The organism is Acinetobacter sp. NIOH-H-8 (assembly GCF_046635365.1).
In the GTDB taxonomy this organism is placed as follows: domain Bacteria; phylum Pseudomonadota; class Gammaproteobacteria; order Pseudomonadales; family Moraxellaceae; genus Acinetobacter.
Window position 1 is genome coordinate 16,625 of record NZ_JBHDVN010000031.1, and the last position, 16,111, is coordinate 32,735.

Annotated in this window: 20 protein-coding genes and 1 pseudogene; 12 read left to right on the forward strand and 9 right to left on the reverse strand. The window is 40.5% G+C overall.

Going from position 1 to position 16,111, the window contains the following annotated elements; translation table 11 throughout:
- Positions 1-58: 58 nt before the first annotated feature.
- Complete coding sequence (locus ACEWB7_RS11880; RefSeq protein ID WP_034170350.1) at positions 59-508, reverse strand: GNAT family N-acetyltransferase; 450 nt, start codon at positions 506-508, stop codon at positions 59-61.
- A 261-nt stretch (positions 509-769) separates the two neighbouring features.
- Here ACEWB7_RS11880 and ACEWB7_RS11885 point away from each other — a divergent pair, with 261 nt between their 5' ends.
- From ACEWB7_RS11885 to ACEWB7_RS11895, 3 genes are read left to right on the forward strand one after another with little or no spacing between them, the layout of a single operon-like run.
- Positions 770-1,774 carry an adenosine kinase gene (locus ACEWB7_RS11885; protein ID WP_166136667.1) on the forward strand — a complete coding sequence of 335 codons (1,005 nt, stop codon included), beginning with the start codon at positions 770-772 and terminating at the stop codon, positions 1,772-1,774.
- A 14-nt stretch (positions 1,775-1,788) separates the two neighbouring features.
- Complete coding sequence (locus ACEWB7_RS11890) at positions 1,789-2,097, forward strand: Rieske (2Fe-2S) protein (protein ID WP_373684488.1); 309 nt, start codon at positions 1,789-1,791, stop codon at positions 2,095-2,097.
- A gap of 20 nt (positions 2,098-2,117) precedes the next feature.
- Positions 2,118-2,738: an OB-fold-containig protein gene (locus ACEWB7_RS11895; protein WP_034702547.1), complete on the forward strand. Its 621-nt coding sequence runs from the start codon at positions 2,118-2,120 to the stop codon at positions 2,736-2,738.
- Positions 2,739-2,795: 57 nt separating this feature from the next.
- Here the strand turns inward: ACEWB7_RS11895 and ACEWB7_RS11900 are convergent, their stop codons facing one another.
- Positions 2,796-3,470 (reverse strand): YidB family protein, encoded by a 675-nt coding sequence (locus tag ACEWB7_RS11900; RefSeq protein ID WP_004786041.1) that lies wholly within the window; start codon positions 3,468-3,470, stop codon positions 2,796-2,798.
- Between the two features lie 113 nt (positions 3,471-3,583).
- Positions 3,584-4,054 (reverse strand): DUF6231 family protein, encoded by a 471-nt coding sequence (locus tag ACEWB7_RS11905; protein ID WP_034702551.1) that lies wholly within the window; start codon positions 4,052-4,054, stop codon positions 3,584-3,586.
- 35 nt (positions 4,055-4,089) lie between these two features.
- Here ACEWB7_RS11905 and ACEWB7_RS11910 point away from each other — a divergent pair, with 35 nt between their 5' ends.
- On the forward strand, positions 4,090-4,962 hold the full coding sequence (locus ACEWB7_RS11910) for a DUF2797 domain-containing protein (protein WP_034702554.1): 873 nt from the start codon (positions 4,090-4,092) through the stop codon (positions 4,960-4,962).
- Positions 4,963-5,012: 50 nt separating this feature from the next.
- Here ACEWB7_RS11910 and ACEWB7_RS11915 read toward each other — a convergent pair whose 3' ends face one another.
- The 5 genes from ACEWB7_RS11915 to ACEWB7_RS11935 all read right to left on the reverse strand — a co-directional run bounded on the left by ACEWB7_RS11915 (position 5,013) and on the right by ACEWB7_RS11935 (position 9,526).
- A complete protein-coding gene (locus ACEWB7_RS11915) occupies positions 5,013-6,011 on the reverse strand; it encodes a hypothetical protein (protein ID WP_312318247.1) in 999 nt (332 codons plus the stop codon).
- Positions 6,012-6,185: 174 nt separating this feature from the next.
- Positions 6,186-6,467 carry a hypothetical protein gene (locus ACEWB7_RS11920; protein ID WP_034702559.1) on the reverse strand — a complete coding sequence of 94 codons (282 nt, stop codon included), beginning with the start codon at positions 6,465-6,467 and terminating at the stop codon, positions 6,186-6,188.
- Positions 6,468-6,620: 153 nt separating this feature from the next.
- Positions 6,621-8,486 (reverse strand): SurA N-terminal domain-containing protein, encoded by a 1,866-nt coding sequence (locus tag ACEWB7_RS11925; protein WP_312318250.1) that lies wholly within the window; start codon positions 8,484-8,486, stop codon positions 6,621-6,623.
- Between the two features lie 130 nt (positions 8,487-8,616).
- A complete protein-coding gene (locus ACEWB7_RS11930; protein WP_004786051.1) occupies positions 8,617-8,889 on the reverse strand; it encodes an HU family DNA-binding protein in 273 nt (90 codons plus the stop codon).
- A gap of 157 nt (positions 8,890-9,046) precedes the next feature.
- Positions 9,047-9,526, reverse strand: a complete 480-nt coding sequence (locus ACEWB7_RS11935) for a phasin family protein (RefSeq protein WP_034170344.1) — start codon at positions 9,524-9,526, stop codon at positions 9,047-9,049.
- A gap of 205 nt (positions 9,527-9,731) precedes the next feature.
- Here ACEWB7_RS11935 and ACEWB7_RS11940 point away from each other — a divergent pair, with 205 nt between their 5' ends.
- The 8 genes from ACEWB7_RS11940 to fdx all read left to right on the forward strand — a co-directional run bounded on the left by ACEWB7_RS11940 (position 9,732) and on the right by fdx (position 15,934).
- Complete coding sequence (locus ACEWB7_RS11940) at positions 9,732-10,382, forward strand: hypothetical protein (protein ID WP_034702562.1); 651 nt, start codon at positions 9,732-9,734, stop codon at positions 10,380-10,382.
- 111 nt (positions 10,383-10,493) lie between these two features.
- A complete protein-coding gene (locus tag ACEWB7_RS11945) occupies positions 10,494-10,967 on the forward strand; it encodes an Rrf2 family transcriptional regulator (protein WP_004786058.1) in 474 nt (157 codons plus the stop codon).
- A gap of 1 nt (position 10,968) precedes the next feature.
- The gene (locus ACEWB7_RS11950) at positions 10,969-12,186 is read left to right on the forward strand and encodes an IscS subfamily cysteine desulfurase (RefSeq protein ID WP_104426169.1); all 1,218 of its coding nucleotides are present in this window, start codon (positions 10,969-10,971) and stop codon (positions 12,184-12,186) included.
- Positions 12,187-12,290: 104 nt separating this feature from the next.
- Positions 12,291-12,677, forward strand: a complete 387-nt coding sequence (gene iscU / locus ACEWB7_RS11955) for a Fe-S cluster assembly scaffold IscU (protein WP_004786061.1) — start codon at positions 12,291-12,293, stop codon at positions 12,675-12,677.
- A 36-nt stretch (positions 12,678-12,713) separates the two neighbouring features.
- Positions 12,714-13,034, forward strand: coding sequence for an iron-sulfur cluster assembly protein IscA (gene iscA / locus ACEWB7_RS11960; protein WP_004786063.1), 321 nt, complete (start codon positions 12,714-12,716; stop codon positions 13,032-13,034).
- 131 nt (positions 13,035-13,165) lie between these two features.
- Entirely contained in the window at positions 13,166-13,681 is a 516-nt protein-coding gene (gene hscB / locus ACEWB7_RS11965; RefSeq protein WP_004786065.1) for a Fe-S protein assembly co-chaperone HscB, read from the forward strand.
- 39 nt (positions 13,682-13,720) lie between these two features.
- On the forward strand, positions 13,721-15,580 hold the full coding sequence (hscA, locus tag ACEWB7_RS11970; protein ID WP_411580828.1) for a Fe-S protein assembly chaperone HscA: 1,860 nt from the start codon (positions 13,721-13,723) through the stop codon (positions 15,578-15,580).
- Between the two features lie 15 nt (positions 15,581-15,595).
- Positions 15,596-15,934, forward strand: coding sequence for an ISC system 2Fe-2S type ferredoxin (fdx, locus tag ACEWB7_RS11975; RefSeq protein ID WP_034702567.1), 339 nt, complete (start codon positions 15,596-15,598; stop codon positions 15,932-15,934).
- A 67-nt stretch (positions 15,935-16,001) separates the two neighbouring features.
- Here fdx and ACEWB7_RS11980 read toward each other — a convergent pair.
- A pseudogene (locus ACEWB7_RS11980) lies at positions 16,002-16,111 on the reverse strand (IS5/IS1182 family transposase); the annotation flags it as partial.

The following is a 16,111-nucleotide window of genomic DNA, read 5'->3' on the forward strand; positions in this document are numbered from 1 at the left end:
ATCGAATTAAGTAAACCTGATCATCTGATTTTTAAATGATCAGGTTTGGCAATGATCTCTAGATCATATACTTGAAATAGTTATAACTCGGGTGGTTTTCAACAAAGACATAGTTCTGTTTTTGATAGAAACTGGCAGCCAGTTTGGTATCGGTCTGTAAACAAAGTGCTGAATAAAATGGACGTGCTAACTGCTCCAGATAAGCCAAAAGCTGCTTACCTACACCATGTTGGCGATATTTTGGATGCACATAGAAACGACGTACTCGTCCAATCCGTTCTTCAATGCCGTTATCGCCCCATTGCTGGTTTAAGCCGCCACAGGCAATCAGTTTATTGCCATCATAGGCACAGGCCAGAAATTCATTATTTTGACTGAAACAGTTTTTTCCAGTGCGGTATTCTTCAATTAACTTATCAATCAGGTCATAACCTTCTTTACGCGCCAGTGTCGCTAAAGTGTCAATCTGATCAGGGAGCTGCTCGGCTGTTACAATCTTAATATCCATATACCCACACTGTTTTAGATGATTGTTCAAATGTCGCACCAGTATAACTGCTTGGTACTCTAATCTTATAAATAAAATCCAACCTTTAAATCAATGGCTGCACTCGCTACCGTTTAAAAATAAATCAATTCTTAGACCAAAGATTCAAGCTGAATAAGTTACAGTATTTTTTAAAGTATTCTGAAAATGTTTCAGTGAACTACAGCAAACCCGAGCAATCGTGTAAACTTAGCACTTTCATTTTTAATGTGATATTTGGATATGTCTACTGTTGACCTTTTTGCGATTGGCAATGCGCTGATTGACCAGGAATTTAAAGTTTCTGATGAGTTTTTAACTGCACATCACTTGCAAAAAGGCACCATGCAACTTGCGGATGGTGAAGCTCAGGCTACTCTGTATCAAAACTTAAAAGCAACTCAAACTTATAAAGGTCAGGCTTCAGGCGGTTCAGCAGCCAATACTACAGTTGCATTTGCCGCTTTGGGCGGCTCTGCATTCTATGCCTGCCGTGTCGGTAATGATGATCTTGGTCACATCTATCTGCATGGCTTAAATGAAGCTGGCATTAAAACTACAACCCAATCGATCAGTGAAGGCGTAACCGGTACCTGTATGGTTCTGGTCAGCCCAGATTCTGAACGTACCATGCATACCTATTTAGGTATTACTGCTGAACTCACAGATGAACAGATTGACTTCCAGCCTTTAACAACTGCTAAATGGCTCTATATCGAAGGTTATCTATCCACTTCCGAAACAGCACGTCAGGCCGTAAAACAGGCGCGTGAAATTGCCAAAGCCAATAGGGTTAAAATCGCATTTACCCTTTCTGATCCTGCGATGGTGCAATATGCCCGTGCCGGTCTGGATGAAATGATTGCAGATGGCGTTGATCTCTTGTTCTGCAACCAGCAAGAAGCATTGATGTATACCGAAACAGATACCATCGAAGCAGCTCTGGCTAAACTCAAGGAATTAAGTCAATACGTTGTCATTACAATGTCAGCTGATGGTGCGCTTATTTCCAATAATGGTGAAACCTTTACTGTGCCGGGGCGTGCTGTAACTGCAGTGGATGCCAATGGGGCTGGCGATGCTTTCGCGGGTGCTTTTTTATATGCACTTAATGCGGGTCTTGGCTTAAAAACAGCAGCAGAACTGGCAATTTTGGTGTCTAGTCAAGTGGTAGCGCAATTTGGGCCACGACTGGCGGTTTCAGAATACACAGCATTATTAAAAGATGTTCTTAAGGAATGTGCTTAATGTTTAAAATTTGCATGACTGACGATATTCCAGAGCGTGAAGCACGCTCTTTTGAACTTCCGAATGGGGATACAATTTTTATTACCCAGCGTGATGGTTCGTTTTATGCTTACCAGAATATTTGTCCACATTTACAGGTAGAACTGGAATTTCTGGAAAACCAGTTTCTGGACCGTGATCAGGAATTTATTGAATGCTCTACTCATGGCGCGCTGTTCGTAGTCGAAAGCGGTGAATGTATTTCTGGACCTTGTCAAGGCCAATCACTTGAAAAAGTTGATATTACCGTGCATTCTGATGGCGGAATTTATCTTTCAGAATAATAGCTAAAACGGATTTTGCCATGCCTGAGTTTTTACTTGACTATAACCTGATGCCATTTCATCTCAGTTTATTGTTCATCATTCTGCTTGGCGTGGCAAAAACAGTTGCCTTCTATTTTAAGCTTAAACCCAGTCAACTCCTGGAACGCATTTCTCCATATGACTTTCAGAATGTTGAATGGCTAAATGTCAAATTTTCCAAAACCCTGATTGTTTTTTTCTTCCTGATGAATTTTAGCTTTTCCGGCTATTTTCTTCAGTTTCTGATCTATTCACAGGAATATCATTTCTTACCTGCCTATTACATCATTCTACCGGCATTGATCATTGCGATTTTCTTTACCGTATTTATGATTCATTGTCTGGATCAGGTTATTCCACCTAAATATAAAAAGAATGATGTAAACCTATTAGGCCGTTTAGCTACAATTTCAAGCGGTAATGCCCGTCCTGGCTTTTCTGCCCAAGCGCGAGTTCGGGATGAGTATGGTCAGTTACACTATGTTCAGGTTGAACCTGAATTTGGCGAACTGGAATTTCAGTCTCAGATTATTTTAATCCGTCTTAGAAAATCGCATTATGTGGCCAAGAAGATCTGTAAATCCAACCGACTCTTTAGCTTGAATCTGGAAGAAGCTTAAAGAATTCAATAGAAAAATCCCGGCTAAAAGTCGGGATTTTTTATTGGATAGATAGATTTATTTTTTAAACAAGCCTGAGACCATATTCAATACATTCTGAATATCATTATTGGCTTCCTGCTTGCTGGTTTGCTCACCTTGTGGTGTCAGTGAATCAATAATCTGCGGCAAGACCTGAGAAATGGCGCTATAGACATCCTGTTTAGGCACATGGGTCTGTTCTGCGACCTGTTCTACTTCCTGATCATCAAACAGGTTTTGTACCTGCTGCGGATCGACATTGGCATTTTCACCCGGGCCAGTAGAGACCCAGTCATCAACCTGGCTATTTAAACCTTGTCCTTTGAGTTTATCCAATGCTCCTTGCAAACCGCCCTGTTTCTGAATCCAGGCCAAGACCAGAGGCAAGACAGCAATCAATAAAGTCTTTGTTGTTGAACTGCCACCCAATCCAGAACTTGGTCGAGCGGAAGATTGGCTCCCACCTCCGAGCTGGCTGAGTACAGAACCTAAAATTGCACCTAGGCCATTTTGCTTGTTTTGCTGTTGTGAGTTTTGATGCTGCTGATTTGGATTCTGGTTTTGCTGACTGGCATTATTGATATGACCCAATACTGATCCAAGAATATCTGCCAATCCCCCTTGCTGGGATGAACGCTGCTGGGATTGCGACTGGTTATTTCCCAAGGCTTGCTTGGCCAGCATTTCCACAATACTACTAAGATTGGTCATAACTCATTCCTGTATACGGCTTCTCTACAGAATAGAGTCTTGGCTCCTATTTTCCATGCAGGATTTTGTTAATATTTGCAATACTGATATAAGACCTTATCAGCCCTCCAGTTTTACCAGCGATATTTATCCCAGTTTTCAGGGTTAGCCCAGAATTTAGAGTTAAACCAATCCGGCACATGTTTATAAGTCAAAATATTGAATTGCCAGAGTGCAAAATCTGCCCCATGAACCGTCTTGTCAATCAGATGGGTCAGACCTAGAGACCTGAGCAGTTTCTCATCCTGCAAGCGACTCACCACCACCAGACGTTTTGCAAATAAATCACGCATTTTAACCAGAATTTGACTCTTCTGCTGTTCTGACAATGCTAAGGTTTCAGGAGTATCCAGCATCACTACTGCCAGGTCATAACGCTGTTGAAAAGGCAGATTTAAAACCTCAGATACGTTAAAATAGTGCCATTGAATAGATTGCTGAAATTGAGATTGGGTTAAATCCTGCCCGATACAAATAGCAGTATGAATTGGCTGTTCCTTAGCGAAATCGTCTAGCATTGAAGTGATGACATTCTGTTCAGCCATGACTGCATCCTTATGATTTAAGTGAGTAATTTTTTATGGAACTTCAGGGCATTTGCCATAAAATGCACGTCGGTCTTACAGAGCTTAGTGTAACTGATCAAAATACCCAGCGGGCAAATGTTGAATACAAATTAATATTAGATGGATCAGAAATTAACCTTCCATTCCAGTTAGGTCAGGAAATCGAGATTGAATGGACAGGAAATATCTATTGTGTTTCTTGCGGCAAAAAAACTTCTAAATCATTCTCACAAGGCCACTGTTTTAAATGTTTTAAAACTAAAGCGTCATGTGATATGTGCATCATGAAACCAGAAACCTGCCATTATCATTTAGGTACTTGCCGGGAAGATGAGTTTGCACAGAATGTCTGCTTCCAGCCACATATTGTTTATCTGGCCAATTCTAGTGCATTGAAAGTCGGAATCACCCGTATTAATCAAATGCCGACTCGTTGGCTGGATCAAGGTGCAACTCAAGCCCTTCCTATCATGAAAGTGGGTTCTCGCCGTCTTTCCGGTAAACTGGAAGTGATGTTTGGTACTCAGGTCGCAGATAAAACCGACTGGCGTAAATTACTCAAAGGTGAAGCGGAACCTTTAAATCTGATTGAGGTTCGCGATCAGCTGATTGAAGAATTTGCACCGAAAATCCAAACTATCCGTGAAGAGTTTAATCAGAATTTGCAGTTTAATGAGAATATTGAAGTTTTGGATAAGGAATTACCACGTGAGTTCATCTATCCGATAGAGCAATATCCAGAAAAAATCAAATCTCACAATTTAGATAAAACTCCAGTGATCCGTGGCAAACTACAAGGGATTAAAGGTCAATATCTGATTTTGGATACTGGCGTGATTAATATCCGCAAATATACAGGTTATGAGCTAATTTTTAGAGCGGAATAACTTTAAAAGAGCGAGATATAACATCTCGCTCTTTTATACCTCACGAGTCACTAGCCTATAATGTAATTCTGTTCGGTAAGTGATGATTGTTGAAAATCTTGAATTGAATAGAAGATTGGACTGCTTTGAACAGAGTGGTCACCGAGTAATGCAGGCTCTTCTAATAAAGGATTAATTACAGTCTCTTCAGGCGGTGTTTGAATATCTTCTAAGAATAAAGCCAAATCAATATATGATTCCGGATTTTCCTGTCCACTACTTTCAGCTGGCTCTTGTTGCTCAATTGCCACAGTAAGAAGCTCTTCAAGTGAAACCTGTTGTTCTTCTATTATTGGAAAATTAAGCTTAGCCACAGAAATACTTTCACTACGGTCGCCTGCAGCATTTTCCGAATACAAAGTTATAAACCCGCCTTGAGCAATCGGATTCTCAATACTCCATTCACCGTTTGCATTTGCATAAGTAACATATTCCAGACCATAAGCAAAAATCACAATTTTTCCATATGGCATCGCTTGACCTGCAAGCTGCTCATCATTTTCTAAAACTGTTGGTACAACAGGTTCAAATACTATATAAATTGGTTGTTCCGGCTCTTCAATAGGCGGTTGTGGCTCAGGAAATACCATAGGAATCGCCAATGCAATTATCTCAGATCTAAGACCTAAATCATTTACTGCATACAATTCTAAAGTTCCCCCTTGTGCAATTGGATTAAGCATTGACCAATTCCCTTCGTGATCAACACTCGCTGTATATTCATGGCCATTTGCCGACACAATAATCTGTGTATAAGGTGTTGTCTTACCTGATAGATATTCACCTTGATCTAAAATCACTGGGGTAATGGGTGTCCAACCTGGAAATATTGGAATTTCAGGAAGTGGCGCCATACCTGAAATGATAGATAGAGATTCTTCTCCAAATTCATTACGGGCAAATACTTCCATTGTAGTACCCGGCACCAGTGGATTTAGAAGCATCCATTGTCCATCTGCATCAGCTTCAGCTTCAGTACTATATTCAATCCCATTATGCCGTACAATCACCGTTATATGCGGATCTGCTGTACCGACTAGATAGCCTTCCTCTTGAGAAAATACAGGTATGCTTGGAGGTGGCGGTGCAATTTGTGCTAAACCAATTTGCTGGGAAGAAATACCCTCTGCATTAACAGCAACAATAGTGACAGACCCTGTGCCCGAAATTGGATTAAGGAGTGATCAGTTCCCCTGTGCATCGGCAGTAGTTTGATATTGTTGATTATTATACGTAGCAATGATGGTTACAAATGGATCTGCCGTACCAATAATCTGAGCCTCAAATTCTGTGACTTCAGGTGTAGAAGGTTGAAGAATAATTACCGTTTCATCACGCTCGTAACCTTTTCCCGGTTTATTAGGTTCATGTCCTTTTCCCGGATTGTTTGGTTGTGGGTGAGACTGAGATAATTTAATAGCCTGCGCATGTTGCGAAACAAGATTAAAATGTGATGTTTTTTTCATTATATGCCTTTTCATTTATTATTTATGAAGGATTTATATAGGCCTAAGAACCTTAATCAATTATATATCAAATATTTAGTTTTATTATTTATACGAATATAAATTTTAAAAATAAAAAACCAGCCCTCAGGCTGGTTTTTTTACAAGCGAATCTTATTTGATTTTTGCGTGAGATTTTAAGTAACGCGTATAGTCATCAAACTCTTGTTGACCACGAAGCTGTTGATACAGTTTCACCAGTTCACTACGTTGCTCTGCACTTAAAACATCGATCGGATTTTTCTTCACTTCAGAAACTGCCACAACAACCAATTCATTTGGCATATTTGCTGTCGTTACTGACCAGTGACCTGCTTTAGGCGCTGGTACGCTAAATGCTGCACGTTGTACATCACGCTTAAGCAGACCTTCTGCGCGTGTATAGATGCCTGCATCTTCGAATACCAGTTTACCTTTCGCAACTGATGCTGCAGGCTTGGTTTTAAACTCATTCAATGCAGTTTGAACTTCAGCTTTAGCCGCAACAAATGCTTTATCTTGAATCAGTTTTGCTTTTACTGCTGGTTTAGCTTCTGCCAGTGTCTGCTCACCCGCTGCATGATAATTGCGAACTTTTACCCAAGCCACATCACCATTGGCTAACTGAATGCTTGAAGATGCATTACGGTCGCCATTTTTCACGTCATCATTAAACAGTTTAATTTTGACAGCTGCATCACTTAGCAATGGATCACGTGTCGCAAGTGTCACACCATTTGCTTTCTGAACCTGAATACCCTTCACTTCCTGAGCAACAACATCTAGCGAGTCCGCACTTACGACCATGTCATTCAGACTGTTTACCGTATCAGAGAATGCATTAGATTTTTTCGCTGCCAATACTTCTTCAGATAAACGTGCTTTTTGAGATTCAAAAGATGGAACTGCTACATCAGGCAATTGGACTGAAATAATATGGTAGCCATAATCTGTTTTAACAGGCGCTGAAACTTGACCAGATTTTAAGGATGCAACAGTCTGATCAAATGTAGTACCGAACACGCCTTTTTCATAGACAGCAATAGCACCGCCTTTAGATTTAGATTCAGGATCCTCAGAGTATTGAGCTGCTGCTTGTGCAAAAGTGGTACCGGCTTTGATTTTAGCTGCAATTTCGCTTGCCAATTTTTTGGCCTCAGCATCGCTACGACTATCTGCAGTCACCAGAATATGTTTAACCTCTGGTTTTACATTCTGCTTCTGGTCAGCCACAAATTTATTATAGGCTTCCTGCAATTCTGCATCAGTGACCGCTACATTGGCAGTATCAATATTGCTCGGCTTGATCACCACATAATCCACATCAACGCTAGTCGGTTGCTTGAACTGGGATTTGTGCTTTTCATAATATGCTGCAATATCAGCTTCTGATACTTTTATTGCTTTTTTATAGCTGTCCAGATTCACGCTAGCGATATGAATATGACGCTGTTCAGTTTGCAGATCTGCAATCTGCTGCATTTCAACCGGACTGACCAGTGGATAATCCATAAAAGTAGAAGACAGCATTTTCAGTGCATGGTCTTTACGTAAACTTTCTACTAAAGCATTGTTGGTCATGCCAATTGATTTCAGATAATTTTCATATAAAGCATTAGAAAATTTGCCATTCTCCTGGAAAGAAGGCTGCTGTGAAATCATTTGTGCGATCTGCTGGTCACTCAGGCTAATCCCCAGTTTTTCTGCCTGTTGCAAAAGCAAAGTACGCGCAACCAGGGTATCCATCGCTTTTTGATCGATGAAGCTTTGATTTAATAAGGTTTCATCACCATTGGCATAACTTAAGTATTGTTGTTTGAATGATTTTGTCAGTGACTCTAATTCTTGTTTAGAGATATCAGTTCCATTGACTGATTTTGCTGCATCAGAATTCCCGCCGCTAAAATATCCTTCAATACCTACAAGCGCTAAAGGGGTTAGAAACAGAACGAGCAAGACCTTGCCCAACCAACCCTTAATAACTTTACGAAAAGATTCCATAAGTATTCCAATATTTTATTTGCAGAGGATTTTAACCGAAAAAACCCATTGAATGAATGTGTTAATCAAAACAATTAAATCTATCAATAAAAAACGCGCCAAAGAAGGCGCGTTTTAGGATTGAAGCAGCTTAAGCAACAGCGTCTTTTAAGCCTTTACCTGCTTTGAAGCTAGGTACTTTGCTTGCTTTAATTTCAAGAGTAGCACCAGTTTGTGGATTACGGCCAGTACGTGCAGCACGCTCTTTAACGCCGAAAGTACCGAAACCAACTAGAGTTACTGTATCACCCGCTTTTAAAGCTTCAGTAACAGAAGCAATTGTAGCATCTAAAGCTTTACCTGCGTCAGCCTTAGATAATCCCCCTTTCTCTGCAATTGCATCAATTAATTCTGATTTATTCATGAAAACTACGTCCTCTTAATATCGTTTATTTAAGGTCCAAGAATTTGTTTAAACTACCATAACGCCTTTATAGCAATGCTTTAGGTATAAACGCAATACTTATAAACCTCTTTTTTTTCAAAATATATGCGAAAAAAACATTGAATTATGAAGAAAATCATTTTGTGTGTATTTTTTCCGATAATTCTTTCTGTATTTTTTCTTGCTGCAAGGTCAATTCATCAACCTTGGCATGCAACTGAAGAATTAAACGCTCCAGATGTTGTACATCCTTCAGTGTCACTAATCCTATACGATTCAAGGAATGATGAACAGAGTTGTCGATCAGTTTTTCAACCTTATCTTTGGTATCTGTCACAGATTCGCGTGCTTTCTCGGAGACTTTTTCCACAGTTTGATCTGCAATATCGACTGTTTTGGATTCCAGCTCTTCTCCGACCTTGACCAGCGAGTCAAACAGTTTATTGCCTTCTTCCTCTGCGCGGGAAAATGCCCCAAGGCCAGCTAACCAGATCTGCTTGGTATATTTACGAAAGTCCAGCATCGAACGTCGCTCTGAGGCAGACTTTGACTTACTCTTCACTGGTTTTTCAATCAATTCCTGATCTGTATCTTGTGTCGTTTTTGTTTTATCCATGTACACGACTCCTGCTTATTTTCTATGCAAATATCATAAAATTATCTACAAAATCACCGCATAATAGCAAATTTAGGGCTTGATAGATTTGCTAAACTGTTCTACAAAGCACTTTATTTCAAGTCTAATTTGATTTAACCCTGAAATCTTTTACTCAGCAGGATGCTTTTTCATTTTAATTTTCAGGTAAGGATTGGTTGTATATATGAGTGAATCGCAACAAAGTCAAAATCAACCACATTTGTTGCTTACGATGACTTTGATCGTTTTAGAAACAATTTTCACGTTCATTCTCAAACATGACCGTGTTGTTGCTCTTCAGGCGAAGAAGTTTGTAGATGAGAATATCACAATAAAAATCAATAGTTATATTCCATATTTTGATTTCTATGTCCAGTTTACCAAAGACGGACTGTTATTTGACTATAAAGCACCAGGCAGAGTTATTGATCTGGATGTTCGCACCACTTTAATGGATCTGATTAAGATCTTTATCTTTGGCAATCGCAGAAGCATTCGTGCAATGCGAATTGACGGTAATCAGGTTTTAAAAGACGAGTTCCGTGATTTACTGACTTTATTTGCCTTACCTAAAGTATTGTCTGACTGGAGGCACTGGTTATCTGAGCCTCCGGCAGATGAGACTGATATTGTTTCATCAAGAAAACGCATTGCGCCTTTATTAAAGAAAATTGAAGATCAGCGTTCTAAAATTAATAGCCTGCAAGTTGAAGTTAAACAGTATCGCAACCGCATTAAACGTATGGAACGCCGACAAAAGCGGATCAATATGGCCTTTAGTATAATCACAGTACTTTTGATTGCGTTATTAGTGTATAATTGGATCAACGCGTAATTCTTTCATTTTCAGAAAATTAAATACGCTCGCCATTCACAAAAATAACTTGACTAATTTAGTCGGGATTCATAAAATCTACACATCTAGTCTAACCATGTGTATCGAATCATGCGCCTAACCACTCGCGGTCGCTACGCAGTGACTGCTCTACTTGATTTAGCTTTGCAGCCATCTGAACAAACGATCACGCTTGCTGAAATTGCAGCACGTCAAACTATTTCTGTTGCCTATCTCGAGCAGTTATTTGCGAAACTAAAACGTCATGGTCTAGTTTCGAGTGTTCGCGGCGCCAATGGTGGATACCATTTAGCACGCAGCGCAGATGAAATTACTGTGTTAGCAATTATTGAAGCTGTAAACGAAACAGTTGATGCGACTCGCTGTGACCATAAAGGCAACTGCCAAAATGGCGCGATGTGCTTGACTCATGATTTATGGCAAGAACTCTCCCACCACATTGCCGATTATCTCGCAAAAATCACCCTTGCTGACCTTGTAGCCCGTGACAACGTTCAAACCGTGTCATTACGCCAAAATTCAGCAAACATTGATTCAGCCCTTTTATCGGTTACAGGTATTTGACATGAAACGTCCGATTTATCTTGACTATGCAGCAACAACTCCGGTAGATCCTCAAGTTGCAGAACGTATGATGGAATGCTTAACTTTCGAAGGCACCTTCGGTAATGCAGCATCTCGTTCACATGCTTATGGCTGGCAAGCGGAAGAAAAAGTTGAATACGCCCGTGAACAAGTGGCGAATTTAGTAAAAGCTGATCCGCGTGAAATCGTATGGACTTCAGGTGCAACTGAATCTGACAACCTTGCATTGAAAGGTGTGGCTCAGTTCTATGCATCTAAAGGCAAACACATCATCACTTCTAAAATTGAACATAAAGCAATTTTGGATACTTGTCGTGAGCTAGAGTCTGAAGGTTTTGAGATTACTTATCTTGAGCCGCAACCAAAAACTGGCTTAATTACCCCAGAAATGGTTGAAGCAGCGATTCGTCCGGATACCATTCTTGTTTCCCTGATGATGGTAAACAACGAAATCGGTACGACAACTGATGTTGCTGCGATTGGTGAAATCACCCGCGCGAAAAAGATTTTCTTCCACGTTGATGCTGCACAGGCTGCGGGTAAAGTTGAAATCGATCTTTCTCAATTGAAAGTCGATTTGATGAGCTTCTCTGCACATAAAATCTATGGTCCTAAAGGTATTGGTGCCCTGTTCGTACGTCGTTCACCACGTGTACGTCTAAAAGCACAAATGCATGGTGGCGGTCATGAACGTGGTATGCGTTCAGGTACTCTTGCAACTCACCAGATCGTTGGTATGGGTGAAGCATTTGAACTTGCAGGCAAAAATTTACAGTCTGAACAAGCTCGTTTACGTGTACTTCGTGACAAGCTTTGGAATGGCTTACAAGATCTTGAACAGGTATTCTTGAACGGTCACCCAACTCAAAACGTTGCAAACTACTTAAACGTAAGTTTCAACTTTGTTGAAGGTGAATCATTGATGATGGCACTGAAAGATGCAGCGGTATCTTCAGGTTCAGCATGTACATCTGCAACACTTGAACCATCTTATGTACTTCGTGCATTAGGTCTTTCTGATGAGCTTGCACACAGTTCGATCCGCTTCAGCTTTGGTAAGTACACCACTGAAGAAGATATCGATCACGTTTTAAATATCACTAAAGCTGCTGTTGAGAAATTACGTGAACTTTCTCCGCTTTGGGATATGTACAAAGAAGGTATCGACCTTTCTACAGTTGAATGGGCTGAGCACTAATTTTTGACTCTGAGATAGCTGTATTTACACTGCTATCTCATTGATAAAAAATTTTTAATCCCCATATTTATATTAAGGCTGACCCCGAGTTTTGGAGAAGCAACATGGCTTATAGCGAAAAAGTAATTGATCATTACGAAAACCCACGTAACGTTGGTGTTTTAGACAAAAATGCAGAAAACGTTGGTACTGGTATGGTCGGTGCACCTGCTTGTGGTGACGTAATGCGTTTACAGATCCAAGTAAATGATGAAGGCGTGATTGAAGAAGCACGTTTTAAAACTTATGGTTGCGGTTCTGCAATTGCATCCAGTTCATTAGTGACTGAATGGTTAAAAGGTAAAACCTTAGACCAAGCACAAGCGATCAAAAACATTGATATCGCAAATGAATTGGCTCTTCCACCAGTAAAAGTACACTGCTCTGTACTGGCTGAAGATGCAATTAAAGCGGCTGTTGAAGACTACCGCAACAAGAAGTCTAAAGCTTAATCATTCGTTTTTTTAAGAAAGATTCACGGAGTTTTCATGATCCACTTAACTGAAAATGCAGCAACTCATATCAGCAATTACCTCAAAAGTCGCGGTAAGGGTGAAGGCATTCGTGTTGGTGTGAAAACTTCAGGCTGTTCTGGTCTTGCTTATGTTCTTGAGTTTGTCGACGAAGTCGATACTCATGACCAGGTCTTTGAACAGTTTGGTGTTAAAGTTTTCGTAGACCCAAAAAGTCTGGTTTATCTCGAAGGTCTAGAAATGGACTACGTGAAAAACGGCTTGAACGAAGGCTTCGAATTTAATAACCCAAATAAAAAAGGTGAATGTGGTTGTGGTGAGTCATTCACTGTCTGATTGCAGCAATAATTCTCTTTTTTCAGCATTAAAACAGTGTGAAATACACTGTTTTAATTGCATTTAGGCAGTTATTTTAATTGTCATCAAGTTTAATCATTTTTGCATATTAATCGCGGACTCTATCTCCCATGAATCATTTTGAGTTGTTCAATCTTCCTGTAGCACTCGATATTGATTTAGCCACTTTAAAAGCAGAGTTTTTAAAGTTGCAGCAACAATATCACCCCGATAAAGCTGAAGATAAAGATCAGGCTTTGATTAAATCAAGCGAGATCAACCAGGCATTCAAGGCTTTGTCAGCGGTTGATAGCCGTGCAGCTTATTTACTGTCTTTAAAAAAACAGGACTATCATCTGGATCAGTCTATTAGCGATTTTGAATTTCTTCAGGATGCGCTGGAAATTCGCGAACAATTAGATGAAGCCTCATCGGCTGAAGATCTTTCTTCTCTGAAAGTTGAAGTTCAGCAATGGATTGATGGTCTAGTTCGTGAGTTCAAAATCGACTATGAAGATGAAGACTGGGGCGAAGCTCGCGATACCGTGCGTAAACTGCGTTTCTTTGTTAAAGTCATGGCGGACATCGACAAAGCGGAAGACCGTTTCCTAGATGATGACAGCTTTGATCTTGATGATGAATTTTAATTTTTCTATTTAATTTTAACGTGCAAAGGATGTAACACTATGGCTCTCTTGCAGATTGCAGAACCAGGTCAATCAAGTGCACCACATGAACACCGCATTGCGATTGGTATCGATTTAGGCACCACCCACTCTTTGGTTGCCACGGTTCTTTCAGGTCAAGCCAAAGTACTCAAAGATGAACAAGGTCGTGTGTTACTTCCTTCTATCGTTCATTATGCAGCACAAAGCACTGAATATGGCGATGATGCCAAACCTTTTATTACCACTGATCCTAAAAATACGATTGTATCCGTAAAACGTTTTATGGGTCGCTCCCAAGCAGATATCAAATTCCAGCATCCTTATGCCTTGGTGGGCGAAGCGAATGAAATGCCAGCATTTGAAACTGCACAAGGTCGTAAAACGCCAGTTGAAATTTCTGCGGAAATTTTAAAGCAGCTCAAAGAACGTGCTGAAGCCAGCTTAAAAAATGAGATTAATGGTGCCGTGATTACGGTTCCTGCATACTTTGATGAAGCACAACGTCAGGCAACACGTGATGCTGCGCAACTGGCTGGTTTAAATGTTCTGCGTTTATTGAATGAACCAACGGCTGCTGCGGTAGCTTATGGACTGGATCAAGAAACCAAGTTGAGCACAGATCGCAACTATGTGATTTATGACTTGGGTGGCGGTACCTTTGACGTTTCAATTCTGCGTTTCTCTCAAGGCGTATTCGAAGTATTGGCGACTGGCGGCCATACTGCTCTGGGTGGTGATGATCTGGATCGTCTGATTCTGAAATGGGCTAAAAAACAGCTTAATATCGAAACCCTAGATGATGCTGAATATGCGCATTTCATTACTGCTGCGCGTAAAGCTAAAGAAGCATTATCTGATGCTGACTCAGTTGAATTAAAGCTGCTTGACCAAAGCCTGACTTTAGATCGTCCGACTTTTGAAGAAATTATCAAAGTTGCTTTGGATAAAACCATCAGTGTATGTAAGCATGTCATGCGTGATGCTAAGCTAGAACTTGATGATATTCAGAATGTAGTTCTTGTGGGTGGTTCTACCCGTTCATATGCTGTGCAAAAGGCAGTGCGTGATGTGTTTAACCAAGAACCACTTTGCACCATCAACCCGGATGAAGTGGTTGCGATTGGTGCTTCAATTACAGCAAATCAGCTCATTGGTAACAGCAAAGATGGATCATTATTGTTAGATGTGACTCCACTTTCTCTTGGTCTGGAAACTATGGGTGGCCTGGTTGAACGTCTGATTTCACGTAATACCGCGATCCCAGTCGCACGTCGCCAGGAATTTACGACCTATCAGGATGGCCAAACCGCTATGCTGATTCATGTGGTACAAGGTGAACGTGATCTGGTAGAACATTGCCGTAGCTTAGGCCGTTTTATCCTGCATGGTATTCCACCAATGACTGCAGGTCAAGCACGCATTGAAGTGACTTTCCAAGTGGATGCAGATGGCTTGTTAACCGTTTCTGCCAAAGAAATGACTTCAGGTGTGACTGCACAAATCGATATCAAACCATCTTATGGTCTGTCGAGTGAAGATACTGAACGCCTATTGTTAGAAGGTTATCAGTTTGCTGAAGAAGATAAAAATCTTCGTCATCTGCAGGAAACCAAGGTGGAAGCACAACGTGAACTTGAAGCACTGGTTCAGGCACTGAAAGTAGATACTCAATTGATGAATGAACAGCAATTGGCAGAACTGACTGCTGCGCAAGCACGACTTGAGTCTGAGCTACAAGGTACAGATATCAAAGCCATTGAATCTGCAGTAGAACAGCTTAAAATACATAGTGATGCATTTGCTGCTCTGCGCATGAATCAACATATTGATGCTGCCCTTAAAGGCACTAAACTCGATGATTGGTCAAACTCAAACTAATTTAAGGTAAAGACTATGCCACGTATTAAAGTTCTTCCACATGCGCAAATTTGCCCTGAAGGCGCTGAGTTTGAAGTTGAACAAGATGCCAATCTATGTGAAAGCATGCTGAAAAACGGAATCAAGATTGAACATGCGTGTGATATGTCATGTGCATGTACCACTTGCCACGTAATTGTTCGTCGCGGTTTCGACAGCCTTGAAGAAATGAATGATGTCGAAGCTGACTTGCTCGATCGTGCTTGGGGATTAGAGCCTGATTCCCGTCTATCTTGCCAAGTGAAGATTGTAGATGAAGATCTGGAAGTTGAAATTCCAAAATACACCATCAACCATGCTTCAGAAAATCATTAAGATTCTAAAATCAAAAAACCACGCTTAGGCGTGGTTTTTTATGATCTTTATTAGGGTCTGTTGACACTTACTGTTCATAATTAACCCTATAACGGTAGCCATAAAAATATACAGGCTAAGGCAACAGAACTTTGATAATTTCTTTTGAGCTTGTCATATCGAGTAGCTATTCCTCTA